Annotated in this window: 24 protein-coding genes; 12 read left to right on the forward strand and 12 right to left on the reverse strand. The window is 43.3% G+C overall.

The features are described 5' to 3' along the window. Window positions 1–55: 55 nt before the first annotated feature. The 3 genes from SLS51_RS04380 to SLS51_RS04390 all read right to left on the reverse strand — a co-directional run bounded on the left by SLS51_RS04380 (window position 56) and on the right by SLS51_RS04390 (window position 2,657). On the reverse strand, window positions 56–424 hold the full coding sequence (locus SLS51_RS04380; RefSeq protein WP_323835898.1) for a cupin domain-containing protein: 369 nt from the start codon (window positions 422–424) through the stop codon (window positions 56–58). 64 nt (window positions 425–488) lie between these two features. Continuing rightward, window positions 489–1,793: an NAD(P)/FAD-dependent oxidoreductase gene (locus SLS51_RS04385; protein ID WP_323835900.1), complete on the reverse strand. Its 1,305-nt coding sequence runs from the start codon at window positions 1,791–1,793 to the stop codon at window positions 489–491. A 108-nt stretch (window positions 1,794–1,901) separates the two neighbouring features. Next, window positions 1,902–2,657: a helix-turn-helix transcriptional regulator gene (locus SLS51_RS04390; RefSeq protein ID WP_323835902.1), complete on the reverse strand. Its 756-nt coding sequence runs from the start codon at window positions 2,655–2,657 to the stop codon at window positions 1,902–1,904. A gap of 265 nt (window positions 2,658–2,922) precedes the next feature. Here SLS51_RS04390 and uriH point away from each other — a divergent pair, with 265 nt between their 5' ends. Beyond that, window positions 2,923–3,873 (forward strand): uridine-preferring nucleoside hydrolase UriH, encoded by a 951-nt coding sequence (uriH, locus tag SLS51_RS04395; protein ID WP_323835903.1) that lies wholly within the window; start codon window positions 2,923–2,925, stop codon window positions 3,871–3,873. 53 nt (window positions 3,874–3,926) lie between these two features. Here uriH and SLS51_RS04400 read toward each other — a convergent pair whose 3' ends face one another. Beyond that, on the reverse strand, window positions 3,927–4,916 hold the full coding sequence (locus SLS51_RS04400; RefSeq protein WP_323835905.1) for a glycosyltransferase: 990 nt from the start codon (window positions 4,914–4,916) through the stop codon (window positions 3,927–3,929). 379 nt (window positions 4,917–5,295) lie between these two features. Here SLS51_RS04400 and SLS51_RS04405 point away from each other — a divergent pair, with 379 nt between their 5' ends. Further along, window positions 5,296–6,492 carry an aspartyl protease family protein gene (locus SLS51_RS04405; protein WP_323835907.1) on the forward strand — a complete coding sequence of 399 codons (1,197 nt, stop codon included), beginning with the start codon at window positions 5,296–5,298 and terminating at the stop codon, window positions 6,490–6,492. Window positions 6,493–6,765: 273 nt separating this feature from the next. On the opposite strand, the gene xreR1 (SLS51_RS04410) is transcribed toward SLS51_RS04405, so the two are convergent. Beyond that, window positions 6,766–7,002 (reverse strand): cell morphology transcriptional regulator XreR1, encoded by a 237-nt coding sequence (gene xreR1, locus SLS51_RS04410; protein WP_323835909.1) that lies wholly within the window; start codon window positions 7,000–7,002, stop codon window positions 6,766–6,768. 148 nt (window positions 7,003–7,150) lie between these two features. On the opposite strand from xreR1 (SLS51_RS04410), the gene xreR2 reads away from it, so the two are divergent. Both xreR2 and ccdA read left to right on the forward strand, forming a co-directional pair. Beyond that, complete coding sequence (xreR2, locus tag SLS51_RS04415; RefSeq protein WP_011148389.1) at window positions 7,151–7,360, forward strand: cell morphology transcriptional regulator XreR2; 210 nt, start codon at window positions 7,151–7,153, stop codon at window positions 7,358–7,360. Between the two features lie 156 nt (window positions 7,361–7,516). Further along, window positions 7,517–7,735 carry a type II toxin-antitoxin system antitoxin CcdA gene (gene ccdA / locus SLS51_RS04420; RefSeq protein WP_323835912.1) on the forward strand — a complete coding sequence of 73 codons (219 nt, stop codon included), beginning with the start codon at window positions 7,517–7,519 and terminating at the stop codon, window positions 7,733–7,735. A gap of 70 nt (window positions 7,736–7,805) precedes the next feature. On the opposite strand, the gene SLS51_RS04425 is transcribed toward ccdA, so the two are convergent. From SLS51_RS04425 to SLS51_RS04435, 3 genes are all read right to left on the reverse strand, one after another. After that, entirely contained in the window at window positions 7,806–8,075 is a 270-nt protein-coding gene (locus SLS51_RS04425; protein WP_323835914.1) for a helix-turn-helix domain-containing protein, read from the reverse strand. After that, window positions 8,047–8,283, reverse strand: a complete 237-nt coding sequence (gene xreR1, locus SLS51_RS04430) for a cell morphology transcriptional regulator XreR1 (protein ID WP_011148394.1) — start codon at window positions 8,281–8,283, stop codon at window positions 8,047–8,049. Before xreR1 (SLS51_RS04430) ends, SLS51_RS04425 begins: the two co-directional genes overlap by 29 nt. Window positions 8,284–8,634: 351 nt before the next feature. After that, window positions 8,635–9,297 carry a GntR family transcriptional regulator gene (locus SLS51_RS04435; protein WP_323836066.1) on the reverse strand — a complete coding sequence of 221 codons (663 nt, stop codon included), beginning with the start codon at window positions 9,295–9,297 and terminating at the stop codon, window positions 8,635–8,637. Between the two features lie 437 nt (window positions 9,298–9,734). Between SLS51_RS04435 and SLS51_RS04440 the strand changes: the two genes are divergently transcribed. The 8 genes from SLS51_RS04440 (at window position 9,735) to SLS51_RS04475 (ending at window position 19,844) form a co-directional block, all read left to right on the forward strand. Then, window positions 9,735–10,463, forward strand: coding sequence for a DUF969 domain-containing protein (locus tag SLS51_RS04440; RefSeq protein ID WP_323835916.1), 729 nt, complete (start codon window positions 9,735–9,737; stop codon window positions 10,461–10,463). Further along, window positions 10,463–11,479, forward strand: coding sequence for a DUF979 domain-containing protein (locus tag SLS51_RS04445; RefSeq protein ID WP_323835917.1), 1,017 nt, complete (start codon window positions 10,463–10,465; stop codon window positions 11,477–11,479). Before SLS51_RS04440 ends, SLS51_RS04445 begins: the two co-directional genes overlap by 1 nt. A gap of 9 nt (window positions 11,480–11,488) precedes the next feature. Further along, a complete protein-coding gene (pcp, locus tag SLS51_RS04450) occupies window positions 11,489–12,136 on the forward strand; it encodes a pyroglutamyl-peptidase I (protein ID WP_323835919.1) in 648 nt (215 codons plus the stop codon). A 115-nt stretch (window positions 12,137–12,251) separates the two neighbouring features. Continuing rightward, window positions 12,252–13,010 carry a LamB/YcsF family protein gene (locus SLS51_RS04455; protein ID WP_323835921.1) on the forward strand — a complete coding sequence of 253 codons (759 nt, stop codon included), beginning with the start codon at window positions 12,252–12,254 and terminating at the stop codon, window positions 13,008–13,010. Between the two features lie 27 nt (window positions 13,011–13,037). After that, window positions 13,038–14,645, forward strand: a complete 1,608-nt coding sequence (pxpB, locus tag SLS51_RS04460) for a 5-oxoprolinase subunit PxpB (RefSeq protein WP_323835923.1) — start codon at window positions 13,038–13,040, stop codon at window positions 14,643–14,645. Between the two features lie 14 nt (window positions 14,646–14,659). Further along, a complete protein-coding gene (locus tag SLS51_RS04465; protein WP_439126846.1) occupies window positions 14,660–16,456 on the forward strand; it encodes an acetyl/propionyl/methylcrotonyl-CoA carboxylase subunit alpha in 1,797 nt (598 codons plus the stop codon). A gap of 1,349 nt (window positions 16,457–17,805) precedes the next feature. Next, window positions 17,806–19,008, forward strand: coding sequence for an RtcB family protein (locus tag SLS51_RS04470; protein ID WP_439126847.1), 1,203 nt, complete (start codon window positions 17,806–17,808; stop codon window positions 19,006–19,008). Window positions 19,009–19,013: 5 nt separating this feature from the next. Then, window positions 19,014–19,844 (forward strand): nucleotidyltransferase domain-containing protein, encoded by an 831-nt coding sequence (locus tag SLS51_RS04475; protein WP_323835929.1) that lies wholly within the window; start codon window positions 19,014–19,016, stop codon window positions 19,842–19,844. Between the two features lie 220 nt (window positions 19,845–20,064). Here the strand turns inward: SLS51_RS04475 and SLS51_RS04480 are convergent, their stop codons facing one another. From SLS51_RS04480 to SLS51_RS04495, 4 genes are all read right to left on the reverse strand, one after another. Next, window positions 20,065–21,231, reverse strand: coding sequence for a glutathionylspermidine synthase family protein (locus SLS51_RS04480; RefSeq protein WP_323835931.1), 1,167 nt, complete (start codon window positions 21,229–21,231; stop codon window positions 20,065–20,067). 129 nt (window positions 21,232–21,360) lie between these two features. Then, window positions 21,361–22,251 (reverse strand): DUF1190 domain-containing protein, encoded by an 891-nt coding sequence (locus tag SLS51_RS04485; RefSeq protein WP_323835933.1) that lies wholly within the window; start codon window positions 22,249–22,251, stop codon window positions 21,361–21,363. A 12-nt stretch (window positions 22,252–22,263) separates the two neighbouring features. Beyond that, window positions 22,264–22,701 (reverse strand): DUF350 domain-containing protein, encoded by a 438-nt coding sequence (locus tag SLS51_RS04490; protein ID WP_323835935.1) that lies wholly within the window; start codon window positions 22,699–22,701, stop codon window positions 22,264–22,266. Continuing rightward, entirely contained in the window at window positions 22,702–23,364 is a 663-nt protein-coding gene (locus SLS51_RS04495; protein ID WP_323835937.1) for a YjfK family protein, read from the reverse strand. Between the last annotated feature and the right edge of the window lie 32 nt (window positions 23,365–23,396).

Genomic DNA, 23,396 nt, shown 5'->3' on the forward strand with positions numbered 1-23,396 from the left:
ATTCGCTCCCTTGCCGTCGCGATCCATCTTGAAATCCATAGGGTATAAGTGTTTTTTAACCTTTATTACAAGCCAGATAATGCTTCACAAAACGGTCAGCAGTGATTTCCCACAGTACTTCTGTTCCTTTCGGCGCAAACCAAGAATCTCCCGGATGATATTCAATGGTTTCACCACTCTTCACATCGGTCAATTTTACTGAACCTTCTGTCACGGTTGCGTGCTCATCAAACGGATACACCATACTGAACTTGCCATGAGTACAAGCGAAAATACCACATGTCAGGCTATCCGTTGGTTCACCAAATATCAGTGCCATACTGGCCTGCGGATCGCCTTCCAACACAGTCGCTCCCAGATTGCTTACGCTACCAATGTCCAATAATTCAGGCAGGGATTTGTTCAGTAAAAATGATTTAATCATAATGTTCTCGCTCCAAATAAAATAATTTATGAATTGTCGAATGAATACTATTGATATCAATAAATTAACGGCGACCTTTCCAATACCCTGACGTTTGATGCCAAATTTTGCCCGCTGATACCATCAGATGTCGCAACTTATCTTTGCCAATAATATTCGCATGAGGAATTGAACTCATCAGGTCATAACGCTCAGATCCTTCGCTCATCCCTTCAGCCAACACTTTACAAACGATATGGCTTGGCGTGACCCCAAAACCGGAATACCCCTGCACATAGAACACATTATTGTGCTGCGGCAAAGAGCCAATCTGTGGGAACAAGTTTGCACTGCAACATAACGGCCCTCCCCATGCCAGTTCAACTTTCACATCTTTCAAATAAGGGAAAACTTTCAGCATCAAGTGGCGGTTCCAGGCTTTCAAATCAGATGGGATATGCTCAATAAAGGGGGTTGCACTACCGAATAAGAGACGGTTTTCTTTCGTCACACGGAAGTAATCAATAACCGGACGAATATCACTGTATGCTCCGCGAATCGGGCTGATTTTCTCAATCAAATCATCCGGCAATACTTCCGTCATTAATTGGAAGGCATAAGTGTTAACCACCTTTTTATAAATATATGGCTCAAGACCACTATTAAGAAAGGCATTACAGGCCCACAGCATTTTATTAGCACGAACCGATCCCATCGCGGTACGAACCGTTACTCTGGGACCATATTCAATATTCAATACCTGGCTGTTCTCAAAGAGTTTTACGCCAAGGTCTGTCGCCGCTTTTGCCTCACCTAGCAACAGGTTTAGGGAATGAACATGCCCGCCGCCCATATGTTTCAACACACAAGTATAAGCATCAGAACCAATCACCTTTTTCACATCAGCGCCAGTGTAAAGCTCAATCTCTTCATCAGGAGAAACCGCCTTAAAATCTTGCAACCAGCTACGTAACGTCTTTTCCTGCCTCTTATTCATACCAAGATAGCCATAACCACGGCAGAGATCCGCATCAATATTATATTTAGCGATACGATCACGAATGATGCCGGCACCCAGATTGCTTATCTGAAAGATCGTTTCTAACCCTCGCTCACCAATATGGCGTTTGATCACCTCCAGATCATGACCGATACCCGCCATAACCTGACCACCATTACGACCTGTACTGCCATAGCCAAGATGACTGCCTTCCAAGATCGCAATATTAGTGATACCTTTTTCCGCCAGTTCAAGCGCAGTATTGATACCGGAAAACCCACCGCCGATAATCACGACGTCTACATCCAGATCTTCTTGTAATGCAGGAAAACGAAGATCATACTTCTTGGTCGCAGCGTAATAAGTTAATGAATCAAGATGATTGTTCATGTGATAGCCCAATTAGCATCCAACATAATCACCGGATTATCTGTAGCGCAGAGTCACATCACCATGTCCCTTTAGGGATATTTGCAACACAGTTTTAACATTTGTGACTCAGACAAAATAACGGGTAGGAGGCACCATAAACAGGCTAAAAAGCTCTGCTTGTGATCTAATTTGTAGTTTTTGATAAATATTTTTCCGATGGTTTTTCACCGTCCCCGTACTAATAAAAAGTTTCTCGGCAATCTGGGGTGAGCCTTTACCTTGCAATATCAACTCCACAATCTCACATTCTCTCGGAGTCAAGGCATAACGAGTCTGAGTATCCAGACAAACCATTTCAGCAGCAGGTGTTTGCTGCGTCATATCATCATGTAATCGCGCCACACTGCGGATAATTTCCAGTGCAGTTTTCAGGTTTTTCCAATGTTGTTTCTGGATGAAAAATGGCTGATTTTCCTTACCAAAAAACAGGCCAAGTTGCCTTTGGGGAGAGAGCTTCAATAAAACCCCCGTTTCATCCTGCCAACCGGTCTTACGATAAAAATTCAGATAATAATCAGTATGATAAAACCCTGAAGGGACAAGTTCCCGTAAGGTAAATAGATCAGTGTCAGCCCCATCTATCAAGGCTTGATAGAACGGATCTTGCAGATAAGCGCCCTGTTGATAAATCTGATTTATTGCATCACTGTTTTTCTTCTCGGTTTTACTCAAACAACGCGGAGAAGAACCTTGCTCGAAGGCATAGACAATAGCGTTATCAAAAGTAATAAATTGTTCCAGCCAAGTCAGTAAATTAGGATAAAATTCACTGGTTGCCACCGACTCAATCACTGTTGATAATCTATCTACATGAATATCCATTCAAGCCCTCGCAATTATTCATAAATTAATAATAAATCCGAAGCAGATATTGCCCGCCAATTCCATAGCGAAACTATATAAAAATCACACTCAAACTGGCTCCACAACTCAATTATCGTTTATGTGTTAATCAAATCACAATTATGAAACATTTTACTAATTATTTATGAGAGCACTCACCCAGATCTAAGATTTTGTCACGGAATAGACGTTTTAACTGGATTATGCTCATTTTTTATATCACTTTCTCTGGCAAGGAGTAAAAATGACCACCAAAAAAATTATTCTTGATTGCGATCCGGGACATGATGACGCCATTGCGATGTTATTGGCGCATGGCAACCCTAATATTGAGCTATTAGCCGTCACGACGGTTGTCGGGAATCAGACACTGGATAAAGTCACTCGCAATGCGCTGGCGATAGCGCATATTGCCGGTATTACCGGCGTGCCCTTTGCCGCAGGCTGTCATCGCCCATTAGTTCGCGATATCGAAACGGCCTCGGATATTCACGGCGAATCTGGGCTGGGTGGCGTGAAGTTGCCTAAACACTCTCGAACTCTGGATCCTCGACACGCGACGGATCTGATCATTGATACTATTATGTCTCATCCGCCCAAAACGGTGACTTTGGTTCCCGTTGGCAGCTTAACCAATATTGCTCTCGCCGTCCGTAAAGCACCGCAGATCGTTGAACGGGTAAAAGAAGTGGTATTAATGGGCGGTGGATATCACACTGCGAACAGAAGTGCAGTAGCAGAATTCAATATCAAAATCGATCCAGAAGCCGCTCATATCGTTTTCAATGAAAAATGGCCGCTGACGATGGTCGGCCTTGATCTGACACATCAAGCACGCGCCACATCAGAAATCACCAAGGCAATTTCACGTATCAATACCAAAGCGTCTCAGTTTGTCGTAGAACTACTGGATTACTATGGTCAACGTTATCAGGAGAGACATGGTTTCAACAGCCCGCCAATACATGATCCTTGTGCCGTCGCCTATGTTATTGATCCTACAGTGATGACAACGCAAAAAGTCCCCGTCAATATTGAACTGAATGGTACCTTAACTGTGGGAATGACCGTAGCGGATTTCCGTTATCCACCATCAGAAGATTGCCATACCCAAGTTGCGGTCAAACTCGATCAACAGCGATTCTGGCAATTGATTATTGATGCGTTGAAAAACATCGGCGATACCTGCGATTAAGATGGAAAATAATCACAGGTAAGGAACGATCATTAAAGCCGTTATTTTCACTATTAAACGGCTTTTAACACCGCTCGAAGTCGCGGATATCGACGAGCCAAACGCCAACGCAATCTAAATCCACGGGCATTTTTCCAGATCATTGACCAAATACCGCGCTCAAACAATTCATGAACGATTTGTTGTTTTACCGTAGAGGATTCTATCTCATTAATGGTATGCAAAATCCCTAGCCCCTCTTTCGCGATCTGCCAATGACACGCCGGCACCTGCTTGACTTGCTGTGGATAACGCTGATTAATCTTATTCAGCATCTCCAAGATTTTCATATAGTGATGTGCTGTCCTTACCTTAATACGATCATCCGCAGGAACATGGGACACCGAAGCGGCGTGAATCAGATAATCATAAAAAGATTCATCAATATATTGCACCCGATTTGCCGTCAACAAGAGTTCTGTCGTCCAAGGAATATCTTGATGATGCAACCCCGGTTCAAACTGATAATGATGTTTTGTCAGAAAAGCCCGTTTATAGATATTTAGCCAAGTTACATGCAAGAATTTGCGTGAACTCAGTGCTTGTTGCAACCATTCTGGTCCGCTCAGAACCGCGGTAGAAGAGAGGCGATCGGAAGGAAAAATCTTTCGAGCTGGCCGACCATCATCATAAACATAATGACCGTTGCAAGTAGCAATATCCAGATCATTATTCTGAGCAATCTCTAACAGCCGGTTATACATACCCGGATAAATGACATCATCAATATCAGGGAAAGCCACATAATCACCTCTGGCTTTCACTAACCCCGTATTACGGGCAACAGAAACCCCTTGATTCTTCTGCGCGATAATTTCTATCTTTGGGAATTTTTTGGCATATTGCTCAATAATCTGGCGACTATTATCTGTTGAACCATCATCAACCAAAATTAATTCAAAATTAGCTAGCTTTTGCCGAGATAAATTAACAAAAAACTGCGGTAAAAACCGCGATCCATTATAAATAGATACGACAATGCTGAGTTTTAGTGATATAGACATAAAATCAATATATTCCTTTAGCCCAAAAGTGTTACTTTTTTATATTGACATCATCTGGATATTTATCAGAAAAATAATTTCCACATACAAATATAAATTCAATAAATATTTATTACCTTTACATTATATTTAAAAATAAAATAATAATAATTTTTACCACTCAAACTTACCGACAGACGAAACTTTCACCAATGTTACCCCTGAAACCAATAATAGTTCAACCGCAGTTAAACAATTACTCACTACATTTCACATTAACTAATGTAATGATGTTATTGTTCTTGAAATCCATTGGATATAGTAAAAAGCAGATAATAATGTGGGGTTTTACCGGACCCTAGATTTTTATCTTCCACTCCTAGAAAAGGAATCTAATATTATGAAAAAACAGGAAAAAACAACCTCCCGGGCAATTATCGCCGCCAGCTTGCTGACGCTGATAACGGGCTGTAGCCATATGGAAAAAATCCATATGCCAGAAAAAAATAAACCTGTCCTTTCTACTAAGCTGAACATCCATCAGCCAACATCGATTATTGTTCCTATCACTATTTCCGGTAAAAAATATCAATTCTTGCTGGATACCGGTGCCAGTTATACCTTCATCGATAATAAGCTGGCAAAAACGCTGACACAACCCACACCGGAATCAAAAATACCGGTTACATTCCACCGTATGCTGTCCGATGGACTGGTTACAACCAGTGAAAAACGCTTACACAAAGCTGACCTAACATTATGGCAACCCCTGACGATTACCCTCGGTAATCATACGGTACCGGGCTCTGATCCCTGGATTGGCATTGACATGAGTCTCTTTAATCAATCCATGGGTCAGGAGCTGGATGGTATTCTCGGCATTGATACTTTTCGTCAGTTAAACTGGGAAATAAATAACCTGAACCACACATTGACAGTATGGCGCCATGCACCTTCAATCCTAAATTATCAACAATGTGAACCTTACAGTGATAGCTACGGCAAATCTCCCGCAATCCAGGTTTCTAATGTCGTTTTTAATATAGATACCGGGGCCGATTACAGCTATGTTTCTCAGGACTTTATTGCATATCTGAAAAAAGAGCATAAAGATAAAATCTCTGAAGGAACCAGTGCCAAATACGCGTCCGCTAGCGGGATTGGCAGTAGCAAAGAGTATCTAATTGATGGCTTTTATTTACAGCAACTGCCGGTAGGTCGTCTGAGAATTGGCGAGAATCAAAATGATCTCTACAATCTTGGTATGAGTTTCTTCTCGCGTTTTGATGATTATCTGTTTATCCCAAATAAAATGTTGCTCTGTTTTAACGCCAAAAACTTTACCCGTTATGACAGTCCATTACTTCGCACGATTGCAATCCGTTATTTTAATAACAAAGTAGAGATATTTTACAACAATCCCAAAGATATTGAAAAATTTGGATTAAAGAACGGTGATATCGTACTGGAAGTTAATGGTCAACAAGCCTTTCCTAAGGATATCACCTATCTTCGTAATCAGTTGTCAGAAACACCATCGGGTAAATTGACAATAAAAATTGAACGAGATAACACCCAGAAAATTATTACCATTTAATAAAGCTATTTATTGAGGGAGATATATACCCGTCATCTTTCAAGTTGCTTCTTTGTTGGCTGCACTCTCTCACCCCGGTCACATAGTTATCTATGCTCCCGGGGATTCGCTTCCTTGCCGCCGCGATGCATCTTGAAATCCATTGGGTATAGGTTCTTCCTCAATAAACTTATTTCTCAATTTACCGTCAACCCATTCGTTCAACTTTATTTAAGGTTAGCACGGTAATTCGCTCCAACAAAAATTGCTAAGAAATAAAGAGGAAAGCGACTGTTAGCCTTTTGATTTAGTATTGAAATCAAACAGATCTGTTAGCTCAATCTGCAAACCACTCGCAATAATATTGATGATTTCAAGCGTAGGATTTCTAACCCCACGCTCAATACCACTGATATACGTCCGGTCAATTCCACATTTATCGGCAAAAGCTTCCTGAGACATGCCAGACGATTGCCTGAAATACCTAACTCTTTGTCCAAAAAGGAATTTTACAGCATTTGGCTTTTTCATCCGATAAGTATCGAATTATGTTACTTATCAGACCACGGACTATGAGTCACTTTTTACGGTAAGTTATGTTATCATACGTGACTTATCGTCTACTACGTAACGACTTACCTTTTCATATCAAAGTTATCCGTAACTCGGAGGATTAATAATGAAAAATCAGGACTGGCACCCAGCAGACATCATAGCAGAGCTGAAAAAACGTGGTACATCGTTAGCCGCCGTTTCAAGGAAAGCAGGGTTAGCATCATCGACCCTTGCCAATACCCTGCAACGCCGCTGGCCAAAAGGTCAACGGCTTATTGCCACGGCTTTGGATCGCGATCCCGCTGAAATATGGCCTTCGAGGTACACAAAGTAAGTGGCTGTAGATCAAAACGGAGTAGTTTATCAATAAGGTAAACTACTCCAATCTACTTTATCTCATTCGGTAAGAGTAATGATTGCTTGCATTTATCTTTTCCAGTTCGCAATCCATTTCCTTGTGTTCACTTTAAGTGTGTTTTTGAAGTGTGCGATGAAACATAGAGTTAACGTAACTTTTGATAAAGAAAATTATCTGATCCTGAGTTCAGCCGGTATAAATATTTCAGGTTTTGTTAATGAAGCCATGACCAGAGAAGCTCAACGAATCAAAGCTGAAAGTTGGAAAGCAGATAATCGCAAAGGATTGGAGGAAGTTGCTCAATTTATTGGACAATATGGCTCATTTGCTGATGAAAACAGGAACTGGTAAATGCAATTTGTTATTTATCAATATAAACGGAGCGAAAGCAAATACAGTATCTATTTCCCACGTCTGGCTTTCAGTTTTCTTCATTTGTGCCGCTCTGCTGCGTCTGTATGAATATTTTTCTGTAAACAGAGGGGGTGATGCCCGTATTTTTAACAAAGGCCCTGCGCATCACATCGCTGCTTCTGTATCCGCAAGCTCCCGGTATTGCCTTGAGCGGGAGCCTGCCTTCCTCAAGTAACGTCCGCGCTTTCTCAATACGTGCATTCTCCAACCATTTTAAGCCTACAGGAGCAGGCTCAGAGAAGATTTGCCTAACTCTTTTTCTCCGCGTCAAAGTCAAACAGATCTTTTAATTCGATCTGTAAACCACTTGCTATGACATTGATAACTTCAAGCGTAGGATTTCTGACACCGCGTTCAATGCCACTGATATAAGTGCGATCAAGCCCACATTTATCGGCAAAAGCTTCCTGAGACATACCAGATGCCATTCTGATATATCTAACTCTTTGTCCAAAAATGGATTTTATCGTGTTAGGTTTTTTCATTCGATAAGTATCGAACGATGTTACTTATCAAACCACGGACTATAAGTCACGTTTTCCTGTAACTCGTGTTACTAATATGACTTAACGCAAAAATACGATGAATGATATTTTAATAACAAAGTGATTTTGTCATTGGGAGGATTAAAAAGCGCAATTATCATGGCACAAAAGGCATATATAGCTTCTCTTATCATTAGCTTCCTTATGGCATAGACGCTACCGCCTTTGTTTGGGGATTACGCCAAACAAATATAACGTTACAAACCAAAAATATGAAAAATCTTTAAACACATTAATTAAATTAATTTATTTTATCAATAAATTTGCCAATCTGGTCGCAAGTATTCTTTATTAAGTACGATTTTTGCGCGTATAAGCCGCTAATACCGTACGTTCTGACTGCTCCAGATAGCTTTTTAACTCGGAGGCCGCACTTTCTGGTTCACCTTTCTCAAGTAACGCCAAAATATGGGCATTCTGATCAATATAAGGAACATAAAAAAGTTCAGGATCGTTCAGGTAACCAAAAGCCAGCCGCAATTCCGCAGAAATATGCCCATAGAATGTTATCAACCGTTCACTGTCAGTCAGTTCAACAATAGCTGAATGAAATGCCATATTTGCAGTTCCAACACCGAGCCAGTCCTGAGTATCACGGCACTGTTTAGCCATTCCGATTGCACTGCGCATATGTTCAACCGCAGGATGCATAGGATAAGATTGCACCAATGCCTGACATTCAATAAGCCGCCGGATTCGATAAATATCGATAATAGAAGCGATACTCGGAGTGGCGACGAAAACACCACGGTTAGGTTCATACCGCAGTAACCCTTCCTGAGTCAGTACACGAAAAACCTCACGTAATGTATTACGCGATATCTCAAGTTGTTCGCTCAGAGCCACTTCTGATAGTCGTTGACCGGGTGATAGCTCCCCAATAATCAGTTTTTGCCGGATAATATCTGCAACTTTTTCACTTAATGTCTTAGGAGAGGAATTATCTTTTTTCATAATAATTAATTGAAAGAGCGGACCAAATGTCGCAAACCTGACCACAAGTTCCCGGCTGCTAAAGATAAGAATGGCAGGCATCTTCACACATTCACCTACTGCCAGCAAGCATAGAGATTCCTCCCCACTGACTGTTTTCTACGCCAGAATAATCATTGCCTCATAATGGTGCATTCAATGCACCGCTATAGAACATCACTATGGTAAAAAGTGATCTGCATTTCATTTTTATGATTAAAAAATAATTTTATTTGCCTATTCTTTCGCCTCACTCTATTTATTGTTCAACAATATAAAAACAATAATTTAACAATAAATGCAAATCATCCAACGATGGTACGCATATTGCTTAGATATCAATTTATCTACCACACAGGAATTCAACCTATGACGACACAGCAAGCAACCGCGATTTTTATCCACCGAGGTGACACACCATGCAACAGATTGTGAATCTATGGCCGTTGATTGGCATCGCGGTTATTGTCGTGGGTTTTTTACTTAGGTTTAACCCGGTATTGGTGGTGATTGTCGCAGGGATCATTACCGGGCTGGCCGCACATATGCCGATCACGGCGATTCTGGAAAAGCTAGGTTCCGGCTTCCTTAATACCCGAAATTTGCCACTAATTTTGCTGTTGCCGCTGGCAACTATCGGCCTTTTAGAACGGCACGGCTTAAAAGAACGAGCTCAAACCTGGATTAGCAATATTAAAACAGCAACCGCCGGGCGATTGCTGATCATCTATCTGTTCATTCGTGAAATAACCGCTGCGCTAGGACTCACCAGTTTAGGAGGACATCCGCAAATGGTACGTCCATTGCTGGCGCCAATGGTAGAAGGGGCTACGGAAAACCGTCATCATGACCTGCCTGACGATATACGTTATCGCCTGCGGGCCATGTCAGCAGCAACCGACAATGTTGGCCTTTTCTTCGGTGAGGATATTTTCGTCGCCTTTGGTGCAATCATCTTTATGCATAACTTTATGCTAGAGTCTGGCGGCATCCAAACGGAACCGCTACATATCGCTATGTGGGGAATTCCTACCGCCATCTGTGCCTTCCTGATCCACGCTTTCCGCTTGTCTCGTCTTGACCACCAGATCGCTACCAAGCTAGCCGCACTGAATGGCATGGACAAAAATCGAAGGAAGGGGAAGTAATGTTTCAGCAACAGTATCTTTATTGGCTGGCAGGCGTAGTTCTGCTAGCCGTAGCGATAATGTCCTGGCGTGATCACACCAACCCCCGCCGCCTGACCACCAGCCTGTTCTGGGCGCTATATGGCATCGTATTTTTAGTAGGCGACTGGACTTACCGCTTAATAGCACTATGGGCAGACAACGGAGCCGAGGCCCAAAAGATGCTGCATATCGGTGTCGGGCTAATCGTCGTATTGATGGCACTGACGGCAGGTTTTGGCGGTGTCCGATTGGGTAGCTACCATCAACGCACACCTCAGCAACGGCAAGAAAGTGCCTCCCGTTTGGCTAATCGCCTCTTTCTTCCCGCGCTGGCAATCCCTATCGTCACCGTGATAGGCGTATTACTATTTAACCACATCCCCGGGTTACAACAGGCGCTGTTCGGTAGCGGCAACCATGCCACCTTGGTAACGCTGTTTTCCATGACAGTAGGCTGCTTAGTCGGATATGGCGTTGCACTGAAAATGACGCATGAAAATGTAACTCAATCAACCCAAGAAGCGCGTCGCCTGCTGGATTCCATCGGTTGGGCGTTTATCCTGCCACAGATATTAGCGACGCTAGGACTATTGTTTACCGTAGCAGGTGTCGGTACCGCAATTTCTCACCTGACTGAACATTATTTAGCGGTGGATAATCGATTGATCGCGGTAGCGACATATGTACTCGGCATGGCGTTATTGACGATGATAATGGGCAACGCTTTCGCCGCGTTCCCGATTGTTACCGCCGGGATCGGCATTCCCATTCTGGTACTGCAACATGGCGGTAATCCAGCGGTCATGGCCGCTATCGGCATGTTCTCAGGCTATTGCGGTACATTGATGACCCCAATGGCCGCAAACTTCAATATCGTTCCAGCCGCTCTGTTGGAATTACCAAATCGCAATGCGGTCATTAAAGCACAAATCCCCACGGGAATAGCGCTGCTGATTACTAATGTTTTTCTGCTCTATTTTTTGATGTTTTTGTAAGGATATCCTATGAAAACCGTTCTGATTACCGCTTTTGAACCTTTTGACGGTGAAACCATCAATCCATCGTGGGAGTCGGTCAGGCAATTGCAAAACCAACAGCTATCTGGCGCACAGATTGAGACACGCCAGCTCCCATGTGTATTCAACACTTCTCTAACTTGTCTGTACGCAGCTATTGATGAGATACAACCTGAACTCGTCATTGCCGTGGGACAAGCAGGAAGCAGACCAGATATCACGGTGGAACGCATAGCGATTAACATCAACGATGCACGTATTCCCGATAATCAGGGCAATCAACCCATTGATACCCCAATCGTGGCAGCAGGGCCTGCGGCCTACTTCTCCACCCTACCGATTAAAGCGATCGTCAGTGGTCTGCAAGCCGCAGGGGTTCCTGCTTCGATTTCACAGAGTGCCGGCACATATGTCTGCAACCATGTCATGTATGGCCTACTGCACCATCTGGCACTGACTTATCCCAAAGTACGCGGTGGATTTATCCATATTCCCTACCTGCCTGAACAGGCGGTAAAACACCCCGGTACGCCAAGTATGGCGCTGGAAACAATCACAACAGCACTGAAAATCGCTATCAAGCAAGCATTAAATAACCGTGAGGACATGGTTATTGGTGGAGGTACAACACATTAATTCAACGCCCATTGGCGTAGCGGAAATTACCATCTGGAAATTACCATCTATAAAGTTATAAGCACTCTACATTTTTCACTGCTTTTTTGAATATCATTTTATTAAGGTGACGACTATGAACGTTATTGATTTAAACAGCGATCTTGGCGAAGGCTTTGGTCAATGGAAAATGGGTGACGATAATACCATGCTGAGCATTGCCACCAGCGCCAATGTCGCGTGTGGATTTCATGCCGGTGATCCCGCCGGGATCCTTCAAACCCTAAAAGCCGCCCGTAAAAATCAGGTGGTTATTGGTGCTCATGTGTCTTATCCAGACCTTGTTGGATTTGGTCGCCGTAATATGGATGTTTCCAGCAATGAGCTGATTGCAGATGTTATTTACCAGATTGGCGCGTTGAAAGGGTTAGCAGCGGCGGCAGGAACCACCGTAAGTTATGTTAAACCACACGGTGCACTGTATAACACCATTGCCCATGATGAATACCAAGCCCTTGCCGTTATTACCGCGATTCGTGAAGTGGATGACAATTTAGTGCTGGTTGGATTAGCTGGCTCAAAACTATTGGATTTGGCGAGGGAAAACGGTTTACGTACTGTTGCGGAAGCCTTTGCTGACAGAGCTTACACGCCACAAGGCACACTAGTTTCCCGCCGAGAAAAAGGGTCTGTGCTTCATGACGCTAATCTCGTTGCCCGACGCATGTTGCAATTGGTGACCGAAGGGGGAGTTGAAGCCATTGATGGCAGTTTTACCCGCATTCAGGCAGATTCCATCTGTGTTCATGGTGACAGCCCGGACGCGGTAGAAATGGCACGTCAGGTGAAACTAACCCTGCAACAAGCCGGGATCACCGTACGCGCCTTTATTTAAGCAAGTGGTCATACCCAGGAGTACCTAGTGCGTTTTTTACCTGTTAATTTAGATGCCATTATTGTCGAGCTTTATGATCTGAATGAAACGCTGGCGTTATTTGATTCACTTAACGTCCGCCCTATCGCAGGTGTAGAAGAAATTATTCCGGCGGCCAGAACACTTCTGATTCGATTTCGTCCCAATGTTGTTTCCTCGGCCAAACTTGCCAAAGAAATCAATAGCCGTAACCTGAATACACTGGGTAAAACAACAGGAAAACTCGTTGAAATCCCGGTGTATTACACAGGTGAAGATCTGGAAGAAGTGGCAGAAATCCTCGGTATCACCACACAGGAAGTTATTCAGCGACATACCGAAAGCGAGTACACCGTTGCTTTTACCGGATTCGCCCCCGGATTTGCCTATTTAGTCGCAGAGCCAGATCGTTTACATGTTCCTCGCAGGACAACCCCAAGAGCCCGCATTCCGGCGGGATCAGTCGGCCTGGCTGGAGAATTCAGTGGAATATACCCTCAAGCCACTCCGGGTGGTTGGCAAATCATCGGTATCACGCCAGAGCGCATGTGGGATCTCTCACGTTCTCCCTCTTCCCTATTGCAACCCGGTTTCCGGGTGCGTTTCAGAGATCAAGGTAAAGGCGCAACAATCACTAAACCTGTCCCCCCTGTTGCGCCTATAGAGAACGTTTTATCTTCGCGGGTTGATAAACACACCTCACTGGAAATCCTAACCACCGGAATACAAACCCTTTTTCAGGATTTAGGGCGTTCAGGGCAGGCTAGTTTAGGTATTTCCGCTGCCGGAGCGCTGGATAAAACCGCGCTGAGAAGCGCCAACCGGATCGTCGGTAATCCCTCGGATAATGCCTGTCTGGAAATTGTGCAAGGAGGATTAAGCTTTATCTCTCATGGCAATGTCATTATCGCTGTCACAGGTGCTGACTGCCCAATCACGGTTCAAACAGCATCTGGTCGAAAGTTTCAGGTTGATGGCTATCAGCCTGTTGATCTGAGTGAAGGTGATACAGTGACGCTAGGAGTGCCCAACGCGGGGGTGCGTTCTTATTTGGCTGTACGTGGTGGTTTCGCCAAGCAGCCAATTCTCTCCAGCCTCTCTTACGACACGCTGGCTCACATTGGCCCCAATCCAATCGCTATAGGCGATATTTTGGATATTCTTACTGTGACGCAGGGTTCTGCGGTATCAATGGATGAAAGCCCGGCTTTCAATATGCCCACCACTGACGATATCGTTACACTGGACATTATTCTGGGACCACGCACTGACTGGTTCACCGCAGAAGCGTTATCCCTGCTAAAAAGCCAACTTTGGCAGGTTACACCACAATCTAATCGAGTCGGTATTCGTCTGTATGGCAATACACCACTGTCGCGCCTTAACCATAAAGAGTTACCGAGTGAGGGAACGACCACCGGCGCAATTCAAGTTCCTGCCAGTGGTCAACCGGTTCTGTTTTTAGCAGATCACCCTTTAACCGGCGGTTACCCCGTGATGGGTTCCGTTGCCAGCTATCATCTCGATCTTGCGGGACAAATTCCTGTCAATGCCCGTATTCGCTTCAACCCCATCACTGAATTTCATGAAATAAAAGAGAGCGATTGCCGCTTATGAGTACCGCAATGACCATGAATATTAAAAACTATCCCATAAAAAAAGTTTTGATTGCTAACCGCGGTGAAATCGCCGTCCGTATCATCCGTGCCTGCCGGGATTATGGTTTACAATCTATCGCCGTCTACGCTGATTCGGACATCAATGCACAACATGTACAATTGGCTGATGAGGCTTATCGTTTAGGCGGAAACAGCCTCGCTGATACCTATCTTAATATTCCCCAATTATTGGATATTGCGAAACGTTCAGGTGCCGACATGGTACATCCCGGATACGGATTTCTGGCTGAACGGGCAGAATTTGCCCGTGCAGTTATTAATGCAGGGTTGATCTGGGTTGGCCCTGAACCAGAGACAATTGATATTCTGGGTGACAAAGTTAAAGCACGCAAAATTGCCCAACAGGTAGGTGCACCACAGGTTTCAGGTACAGAAGAACCGGTGAAAAACGCGGAGGAAGCTCTGACGTTTGCTGAACAATATGGCCTGCCAATTGCAATTAAAGCAGCATATGGCGGTGGTGGACGTGGCATGAAAGTGGCATGGCGGCTCGATGAAGTCACCGAACTCTACAATTCGGCTGTTCGTGAAGCAACCGCGGCCTTTGGTCGCGGAGAATGTTTCATTGAACAGTTCCTGGATAAACCTCGTCATATTGAAGCGCAAATTCTGGCTGATAAACATGGCAATGTAGTGGTACTTGGTACACGTGATTGTTCACTGCAACGGCGTAACCAAAAATTGGTAGAAGAAGCACCAGCCCCATTTTTGACCGAACATCAACGCCAGCGTATTCATCAAGCGGCACAGGATATTTGTACCGCCGCTCGTTATATCGGAGCCGGAACAGTAGAATTTCTCCTCAGTGTAGACGGCACGATCTCTTTTCTGGAAGTCAATACTCGCTTGCAGGTTGAACATCCTGTCACCGAAGAAACCACAGGGATTGACATTGTGGTAGAACAATTTCGGATTGCCGAAGGTAAACCTTTATCATTGACCTCAACGCCGATCCCTTTAGGCCATTCTTTTGAGTTCCGCATTAACGCAGAGGATGCGGGTAAAGGGTTTTTGCCGACGCCCGGAACCGTGACGCTTTTTTCTCCCCCTTCCGGCCCGGGTGTAAGATTGGATTCCGGTGTTGCGGCAGGTTCCACCATTCCTGACACCTTTGATTCGCTAATGGCTAAGCTGATTGTCACCGGAGCAACCCGCCAACAAGCTATCGCTCGTGCGCGGCGTGCATTACAGGAATTCAGCATTGAAGGCGTTGCCTCAGTATTGCCTTTTCATCGAGCAGTGATGGAGCATCCTGATTTTATTTCCGATGACACATTTAACGTCCATACACGTTGGATCGAAACTGACTTTATCAATGACATAAAAATATCTCCGCGTCAGGAAAACCATTATCAAGAAAAGGTAACACGTACTTTTATTGAAATTAATGGCCGTCGGCATGAACTCGGGCTACCAGCCGAATTATTAAAAGGGCTTTCATTGCCTGAGTCTGGGCAGAATTTCATCACTGAGAGTAAAGTTAGTGAAGCTGAGGAGACAATAACAGCACCGAATCCCGTCTCAGCACCAATATCCGGCGTTTTACAATCCTGGTATGTGCAGGAAGGTGATGAAGTTAAACAAGGTGATGTCATTGCTGTCATGGAAGCGATGAAAATGGAAACGCAACTCACCGCACATCGTTCTGGGAAAATCGTTATCTATGCAGAAGAAGGCGGTTATCAACAGGCAGGAAATGTGCTGGCAAGTATTAATGATGACGATAATAGCCAAATTAGTCACAATTAATTGGCTAATTTGACACATAAATTCACATTACCCAATACAACATCAAATTGTGCGGATAATTTCCGTACAATTTTAATGAAGAGATTAAAATTAAAATGCAAGCAATATCGTGAAAAAGAAGATAATTACCCCCTTTATGAATAGGGAAAAATAACTATTAATGGCAATGTTTTTAATCATTTCGTTAATATTGACAATAAGATAAATAAGTTATTACACGATTTAATACTGGTTTATTTATTGGACTCAATGAATTTTTAATAAAACTCTTTTTTTATCTTGAATAAATATTTTTAATATCATGCGTTTCAATTAAAAATTAAGAAATTATTAAAATCAATAATAAACGTGAAAATACTCAAACAAAATAAAGAATAAAAAAATAATTTACCCATGATTATTAATTGATAACGGTTATATATATCTATCTAGTGGATAACAAATAACATGATAATTTGCGACTATTTTTATATATATTTAAGCAATTAAGAAATCATTAACTCGCTATAAATTATCGGTTATAAATAGTGTACGAATTTATTTTCTACATCTGACAATATAAATACATTTACCAAATAAAAAACAAAACAAAAACATACAGTTAAAAATATTAAATAATATCAATAAGATACCAATAAAATCCCACAAGAATAAATCAATAAAAATGTTATAAGCCATATACTATACATGTTGATATTTTCAAGAAATAGATTAAAGACAACCTCTGATTTTATTCTAACCATAGAAATATCATTTCATCAAAAGATAATGTTACTCATTTAATAACCCCTTATATAGATATGATAATTGTGCACATATCATATACATCTATTTGAATAGTATATAAACGTACTATTACAACAATATCATAATATTAAATAATTTAGTTGTTTTACATTTCCTTTACAATTATCAACACAATTTAAAACTATAATAAATTCATATATGCTTTTACAAACACATTTTTATATAGATTAGCATCACAATTTCAACATTACTCAACAAAAGAATAAATCAAATAATTGCAATTACCATTAAACATAATACTATATTAATAGTGGAATAAAATTTTTATTTACAATATTTTCCTAATGGTTAAAAAGAAGACCAAGATAAAAAAATTCAGAAGCATTGATTAAAAAGGAAAAATATTCGTTACTTTAAATTATACCCTATGGATTTCAAGATGGATCGCGACGGCAAGGGAGCGAATCCCCGGGAGCATAGATAACGATGTGACCGGGGTGAGTGCAGCCAACAAAGAGGCAACTTGAAAGATGACGGGTATATAATAATAGTGACGGCTAAATAACCCGGAGAATAATGTGATAACAAACGATTACGAGTTAATGACTGCGCCAAACAGTGCACCAGTGAAAATGTGGACTCAGGGTGTACCGGTAGAAGCGGAAGCTCGTGAACAACTGTTGAATACGGCAAAAATGCCTTTCATATTCAGCCATTTAGCCGTTATGCCTGATGTACATCTTGGTAAAGGTTCAACCATCGGCAGTGTCATCCCGACTCGTGGGGCAATTATTCCAGCCGCGGTAGGCGTAGATATCGGCTGTGGCATGATGGCAGTACGTACTTCATTGAATGCCAAAGATTTACCGGACAACCTATATGCTATCCGCCATGCTATTGAAATTGCCGTACCACACGGACGCACAGCAAACCGTCGCGGTCAGGATAAAGGCGCTTGGCAGCAACCACCAGAAACCGTCGATCACCATTGGAGCGTGTTGCAAACCGGGTTTAAACGGCTAACCGATAAATATCCACAATTGCTGAAAACCAATAACCATCTGCACTTAGGGACACTAGGTACCGGCAATCACTTCATTGAGCTGTGTCTGGATGAATCTAACCGGGTATGGGTAATGCTGCATAGCGGCTCACGCGGTGTAGGAAATGCCATTGGTAATCTATTTATCACCCTTGCCCAACAGGACATGAAACAACATATCGCTAACCTGCCTGATCGTAATCTGGCCTATTTTGAGGAAGGCAGCCGTCACTTTGCTGATTATATGGAAGCGATCGATTGGGCACAAAACTTCGCCCGCCATAATCGCGAAGTCATGATGCAACATACACTGGCAGCATTGGCGACGGTAATAACAAAACCATTCACTGCCACAATGGAAGCAGTAAATTGTCACCACAATTATGTGCAACAGGAGCAGCACTTTGGCCAAAACGTGTTAGTCACACGCAAAGGGGCAGTCGCTGCACACCAAGGCGTCATGGGCATCATTCCTGGCTCAATGGGTGCGAAAAGCTTTATCGTACGAGGTCTGGGAAACAAAGAGAGTTTCTGCTCATGCAGTCACGGTGCAGGACGAATATTAAGCCGCACGGCAGCGAAAAAACGCTTCACCATAGAGGATCAAAAGCGTGCCACGGCACACGTGGAATGCCGCAAGGACAGCGACGTCATTGATGAAATTCCGATGGCCTACAAAGACATTGAGGCCGTAATGGCCGCTCAGTCTTCACTAGTAGAAATCGTTCACACCCTGCGTCAAGTGGTTTGCGTAAAAGGATAATCAAGATGAAAGAAAAATTTGGTATCAGTGACATCATGAAGCAACACATATGCCAAAAACTGGCGCAACTTGAGACAGAGCTGCAAATACGAATACTCTACGCCTGTGAATCAGGTAGCCGCGGTTGGGGATTTGCCTCGACAAACAGTGATTACGATGTACGTTTTATTTATGTACATACGCCATCATGGTACTTACGCGTCGATCCCTCTCGGGATGTCATTGAACTACCGATCAGCAACGAGCTGGATATCTGTGGTTGGGAACTGCGTAAAACTTTAGGGCTGCTGAAACGAGCCAACCCGACATTGATGGAGTGGGCAGACTCACCGGTAATCTACAACGAAGACGTAGAGTTCATGGCGGCACTACGCGCCCTATTACCAGACTATTTCTCCAACAACAGAGCGCGATATCACTATCTGTCAATGGCAAAGAAAAACTTTCGTAGTTACCTGCAAGGCGAGAAAATTCGGCTGAAAAAATACCTTTATATACTACGCCCATTGCTGGCGGTACGTTGGATCGAAGCTGGTAAAGGTATCCCCCCGATGCGCTTCGACACCCTGCTGGCCGGAACGGTTACAGACGCGGCGCTGATGCAGGAAATACAGACTCTGCTTGCCATCAAGCGTAACGCTGACGAAACGGAGTATAGCCCACGTTTTAAACGTATTCATAACTTTATCTGCCGCGAATTGGATGATTCAGTTACCCGCCGCGAACTCAAAGACAAAAAACATCTCCCAGATACCGAATTGGATCTACTTCTGATGCGCACCGTACTTCACCATAATAATAAAGAAGAAGGAGAATACCTGTTAAAAAATGGATGAAAAATCATACAAATATGACATTTCAGCAATCAAGTTGGATGTTTATTCAGAGCCAGAAAGCAGGGTCCTTCCGCCCTGCTCCAGAAATAAATATATACCTGTTATCTTTCATTGTTGGCGGCATTCACTCACCCCGGTCACATCGTTATCTATGCTCCCCTCTATTTTAGGCTGGAAAATTTCTTCATAAGAAACAGATAGTTAGGATATTATAGAGCCATCAATCTAAAATAATATGAGGCACAAATCGTGATGTATCCTTGGTGATCCTGCCAATATCTTCCCTAACCGATAGACCCGCAGGCGTATCATTAACGAGCCAACTACCAATAAGAACATGGCTATTACCGATCTTTGGCAATGGGGTGTACTGCTGCACAATGTAACCCTCTTCACCGTAAGGACCATCTACTTTTTCAACCACTTTGCCATCTTTATGAATACTAATATTCGCGCCCTCACGGCTGAATATCGGCTTCATAACGTAGTGATTTAGGCGCTTGGCTTGCGGATCATCGGCAAAATAAGCTTCAAGCAGATTTGGGTGTCCTGGAAACATCTCCCAAAGCAATGGCAAAATTGCCTTATTCGAAGTGATGCATTTCCACATTGGCTCAAACCAGTTAACACCCGCAGTGACCAAGTGCTGAGCATATTCTTCACGAAACATGAACTCCCACGGGTACAACTTGAATATAGAATCTATAATCTTGTTATTACTATCCGTAAACTGACCACACTCGCTAAGCCCAATATCTTCAATATAGACAAACTCGGTATGAATACCGGCATCTTTGGCACAATCAGCCATGTAATCAACCGAACCTCTGTCTTCTTCCGTACCCTTACAGCAGGCAAAATGAAGCGTGTTGAATGGCAAAAAAGGTTTCAGTTCACAGAAGCGATTAACAAGCAGCTCCTGTAATAAGTTGAACTGATCAGCAGTATGAGGCAATTCACCACGGTTAACCTTATCTTCCAACCACAGCCAGCTAAAAAAACCATGTTCATAAATAGAGGTCGGCGTATCTGAGTTAATTTCCAATAACTTAGCCGGGTTTTTACCATCATAGGCAAAATCAAGACGACTATAGAGGCTTGGGTCTCTGCGCTTCCAAGATTCACGAACCAATGACCACATGGCTGCTGGAATTTGAAATTTAGCCATCAATTCATCACTGTTGACCACTTGCTCTACCGCTTGAAGACTCAACCGGTGGATTTCCGCTGTCGGCTCTTCAATATGTTCTTCAATCTGCTTGAGAGTAAACTGGTAATAACGGTCTTCCGTCCAGTACGGTTCATTATCGATTGTGTGGAAACCAAACCCAAATTCTTTTGCTCGCACTTTCCAATCATGACGAGGTGTTGTTGGGATCTGAAGCATGACATTAACCCTTTGATAATGCTTATTTGAATCTTGGAAAAAATCATCGTACAAATGCTTAATGCGGCAATAATAACTCTATGCAAGACACTGATAACAAGAAGCCTGCGAATAAAATGTCAACGCCGGTTAACCACCCCAACTGTATTTAGCGGAAGATGTTGAACCGAAACCACCGGAAGACTTGGTAGTGACAATTGGCTTGCTATCATAGCCAGAATAACGGGAATCGCTACTTTTAAGCCTCTGCTCCTTTTCACGCATCATGCGTTCTCGATACATTCTCTCTTTGTGCTCACGTTCTGAGTAATCACCTACATAAGTAGTTGATCGAGGGCTCAATACTGGGGGGATTATATTTGTGATTACATTGCTAGAATTTGCACGGAAAGCGCCATTTGCATTTGCTGTAGTCTGAGAAGCTTCTTTCTCAATTGGCAAGCGAACCGTTTCCAGCGGATGCAAATAACGTCGGTTCATCTCGTACTGGATATTGCCAATACCGGAATAATCACCAATAACCTTACCATCAGCGAAAAAAAGCTTACCGTACAAGTCGCCATAGCCTGATGTTGAGGTAAATAGTGGCTGGTAGAACACATTGCGATACTTTTCAGCAATGCCGTACTTGTTAAACTGTTCTGGCTTCACCTCCGCCATCATAAAGGCGGCCATCTTCGGTCGATAACCCACTTGCCCCGGCATTGTTTCACACTCACCGTACTCAAGCTCACACATGGCTTTCTGGCGAAATTTCTGCGAAGTCCGCTCCGCTTCGCGTAATGCCGCTTGGTACGTGGTTTCACATTGAGCAGCGATCGTATTCTTCGGATTATTCTGACAAGACGCCAAATCCTTATAAACATGAATTGACAGCTCATCCGCCGATTGACCACAGCCCACGAGTGAACCAACACTGAGCGCCAATGATGTGAATGAGAAACCACGCCAATATTTACGCTTACTCTCAATGTTAATAGCTATGCTGCGCATTCTGCGCTTTTTGTTCCCGTTCGTCATACAATCCCTAAATCAGTAAGTCATGCAGGCTGCATTTAAAAGACCAACAGAAATTGACACCGCCGCCAGCACAATCGCAGCAGGGACCTCATTATTCTCAATGCGGGATACAATCTTTGGCATCATGAATATGCGAACCATGAAGAAACCAGCAATCTGAGCCAACAGCGCAACAACACTCCACATCACGAAATCAATAACACCCACAGAGTTGCTTGCCGCACTTGCAACGGCAATGCAGTAACCAACCAGCGCACCACCAAGCGATATCGCCGCGGCGCTATTCTTCTCTTGCTTGATAAGTTTCCACTCATCATGCGGCGTAATTATTGTGTAGATGAATTTGAAAACGATGAAAAAAACCAGCGCCAACCCAAAACACAAGCCAAAATTGCCTACACCATGCATAAATTGCGTGAAAGCCTGTTCTTCATTCTCCAATGTGATCATTTATGCCACCACTTTAAAATCAGTTTGGTTAAGTTGAATACCGGTGCTCAGTACCATCAATCTATCCAGGTGACTCCCTACCACTTTTTCCTCTCCCACAACCTGAAGTTCTTCTGTTCTGTTATGAGCAACCTGACGCGTATACACCATCACAAACTGATCGGTTTCAGCTATACGCCCCTCTTTAGTGTAAGTTTTCTCGGTAACAGCTACAGGCTTAATGTTGTCCCACAACCGAGAGAACTGGGTGCCATCGAGATCATATTCCCCATTTGGCGTGACAATACCGTTCTCAATCAGCGCATCCCATTGAGCTTGTGAATCGATCGGTTTAGTTGCGTAAAAGTACCACAGGCTCACTTCCTTCACGCCGTCATCCCCTTCACCTTCTTGAAGCACTTGAAGATAACCTTCGTCATCCGTGTAATAACGAACCAAACGCACGTTATCACCTAAATCGACTACACCAACAGAGCATATAAGCTGAGTTGAAGCCGCATTTTCGATCGTTAGATCAGATTCAATCAGTTTTAGCATCAGCGGGTCTATCTCAAGCGCACCACCAATACGCAAACCTAATACTTCCGGCACCCTTGGAACAGCGGGCGCAACCGTCTTACCCCCGAATGCGCTCTTAAATGCATCTGCGATTTTGGAAAGCATAGAAATATCTCTTGATAGGAAGATCCCACTTT

It is taken from the genome of Photorhabdus africana (assembly GCF_035181445.1).
GTDB lineage: Bacteria > Pseudomonadota > Gammaproteobacteria > Enterobacterales > Enterobacteriaceae > Photorhabdus > Photorhabdus laumondii.

Bases quoted from the DNA above. Each gene is read 5' to 3' on its own strand.
- SLS51_RS04380 (WP_323835898.1), bottom strand. From the start codon at position 424: ATGATTAAATCATTTTTACTGAACAAATCCCTGCCTGAATTATTGGAC.
- SLS51_RS04385 (WP_323835900.1), bottom strand. From the start codon at position 1,793: ATGAACAATCATCTTGATTCATTAACTTATTACGCTGCGACCAAGAAG.
- SLS51_RS04390 (WP_323835902.1), bottom strand. From the start codon at position 2,657: ATGGATATTCATGTAGATAGATTATCAACAGTGATTGAGTCGGTGGCA.
- uriH (WP_323835903.1), top strand. From the start codon at position 2,923: ATGACCACCAAAAAAATTATTCTTGATTGCGATCCGGGACATGATGAC.
- SLS51_RS04400 (WP_323835905.1), bottom strand. From the start codon at position 4,916: ATGTCTATATCACTAAAACTCAGCATTGTCGTATCTATTTATAATGGA.
- SLS51_RS04405 (WP_323835907.1), top strand. From the start codon at position 5,296: ATGAAAAAACAGGAAAAAACAACCTCCCGGGCAATTATCGCCGCCAGC.
- xreR1 (WP_323835909.1), bottom strand. From the start codon at position 7,002: ATGAAAAAGCCAAATGCTGTAAAATTCCTTTTTGGACAAAGAGTTAGG.
- xreR2 (WP_011148389.1), top strand. From the start codon at position 7,151: ATGAAAAATCAGGACTGGCACCCAGCAGACATCATAGCAGAGCTGAAA.
- ccdA (WP_323835912.1), top strand. From the start codon at position 7,517: ATGAAACATAGAGTTAACGTAACTTTTGATAAAGAAAATTATCTGATC.
- xreR1 (WP_011148394.1), bottom strand. From the start codon at position 8,283: ATGAAAAAACCTAACACGATAAAATCCATTTTTGGACAAAGAGTTAGA.
- SLS51_RS04435 (WP_323836066.1), bottom strand. From the start codon at position 9,297: ATGAAAAAAGATAATTCCTCTCCTAAGACATTAAGTGAAAAAGTTGCA.
- SLS51_RS04440 (WP_323835916.1), top strand. From the start codon at position 9,735: ATGCAACAGATTGTGAATCTATGGCCGTTGATTGGCATCGCGGTTATT.
- SLS51_RS04445 (WP_323835917.1), top strand. From the start codon at position 10,463: ATGTTTCAGCAACAGTATCTTTATTGGCTGGCAGGCGTAGTTCTGCTA.
- pcp (WP_323835919.1), top strand. From the start codon at position 11,489: ATGAAAACCGTTCTGATTACCGCTTTTGAACCTTTTGACGGTGAAACC.
- SLS51_RS04455 (WP_323835921.1), top strand. From the start codon at position 12,252: ATGAACGTTATTGATTTAAACAGCGATCTTGGCGAAGGCTTTGGTCAA.
- SLS51_RS04465 (WP_439126846.1), top strand. From the start codon at position 14,660: ATGAATATTAAAAACTATCCCATAAAAAAAGTTTTGATTGCTAACCGC.
- SLS51_RS04470 (WP_439126847.1), top strand. From the start codon at position 17,806: ATGACTGCGCCAAACAGTGCACCAGTGAAAATGTGGACTCAGGGTGTA.
- SLS51_RS04475 (WP_323835929.1), top strand. From the start codon at position 19,014: ATGAAAGAAAAATTTGGTATCAGTGACATCATGAAGCAACACATATGC.
- SLS51_RS04480 (WP_323835931.1), bottom strand. From the start codon at position 21,231: ATGCTTCAGATCCCAACAACACCTCGTCATGATTGGAAAGTGCGAGCA.
- SLS51_RS04485 (WP_323835933.1), bottom strand. From the start codon at position 22,251: ATGACGAACGGGAACAAAAAGCGCAGAATGCGCAGCATAGCTATTAAC.
- SLS51_RS04490 (WP_323835935.1), bottom strand. From the start codon at position 22,701: ATGATCACATTGGAGAATGAAGAACAGGCTTTCACGCAATTTATGCAT.
- SLS51_RS04495 (WP_323835937.1), bottom strand. From the start codon at position 23,364: ATGCTTTCCAAAATCGCAGATGCATTTAAGAGCGCATTCGGGGGTAAG.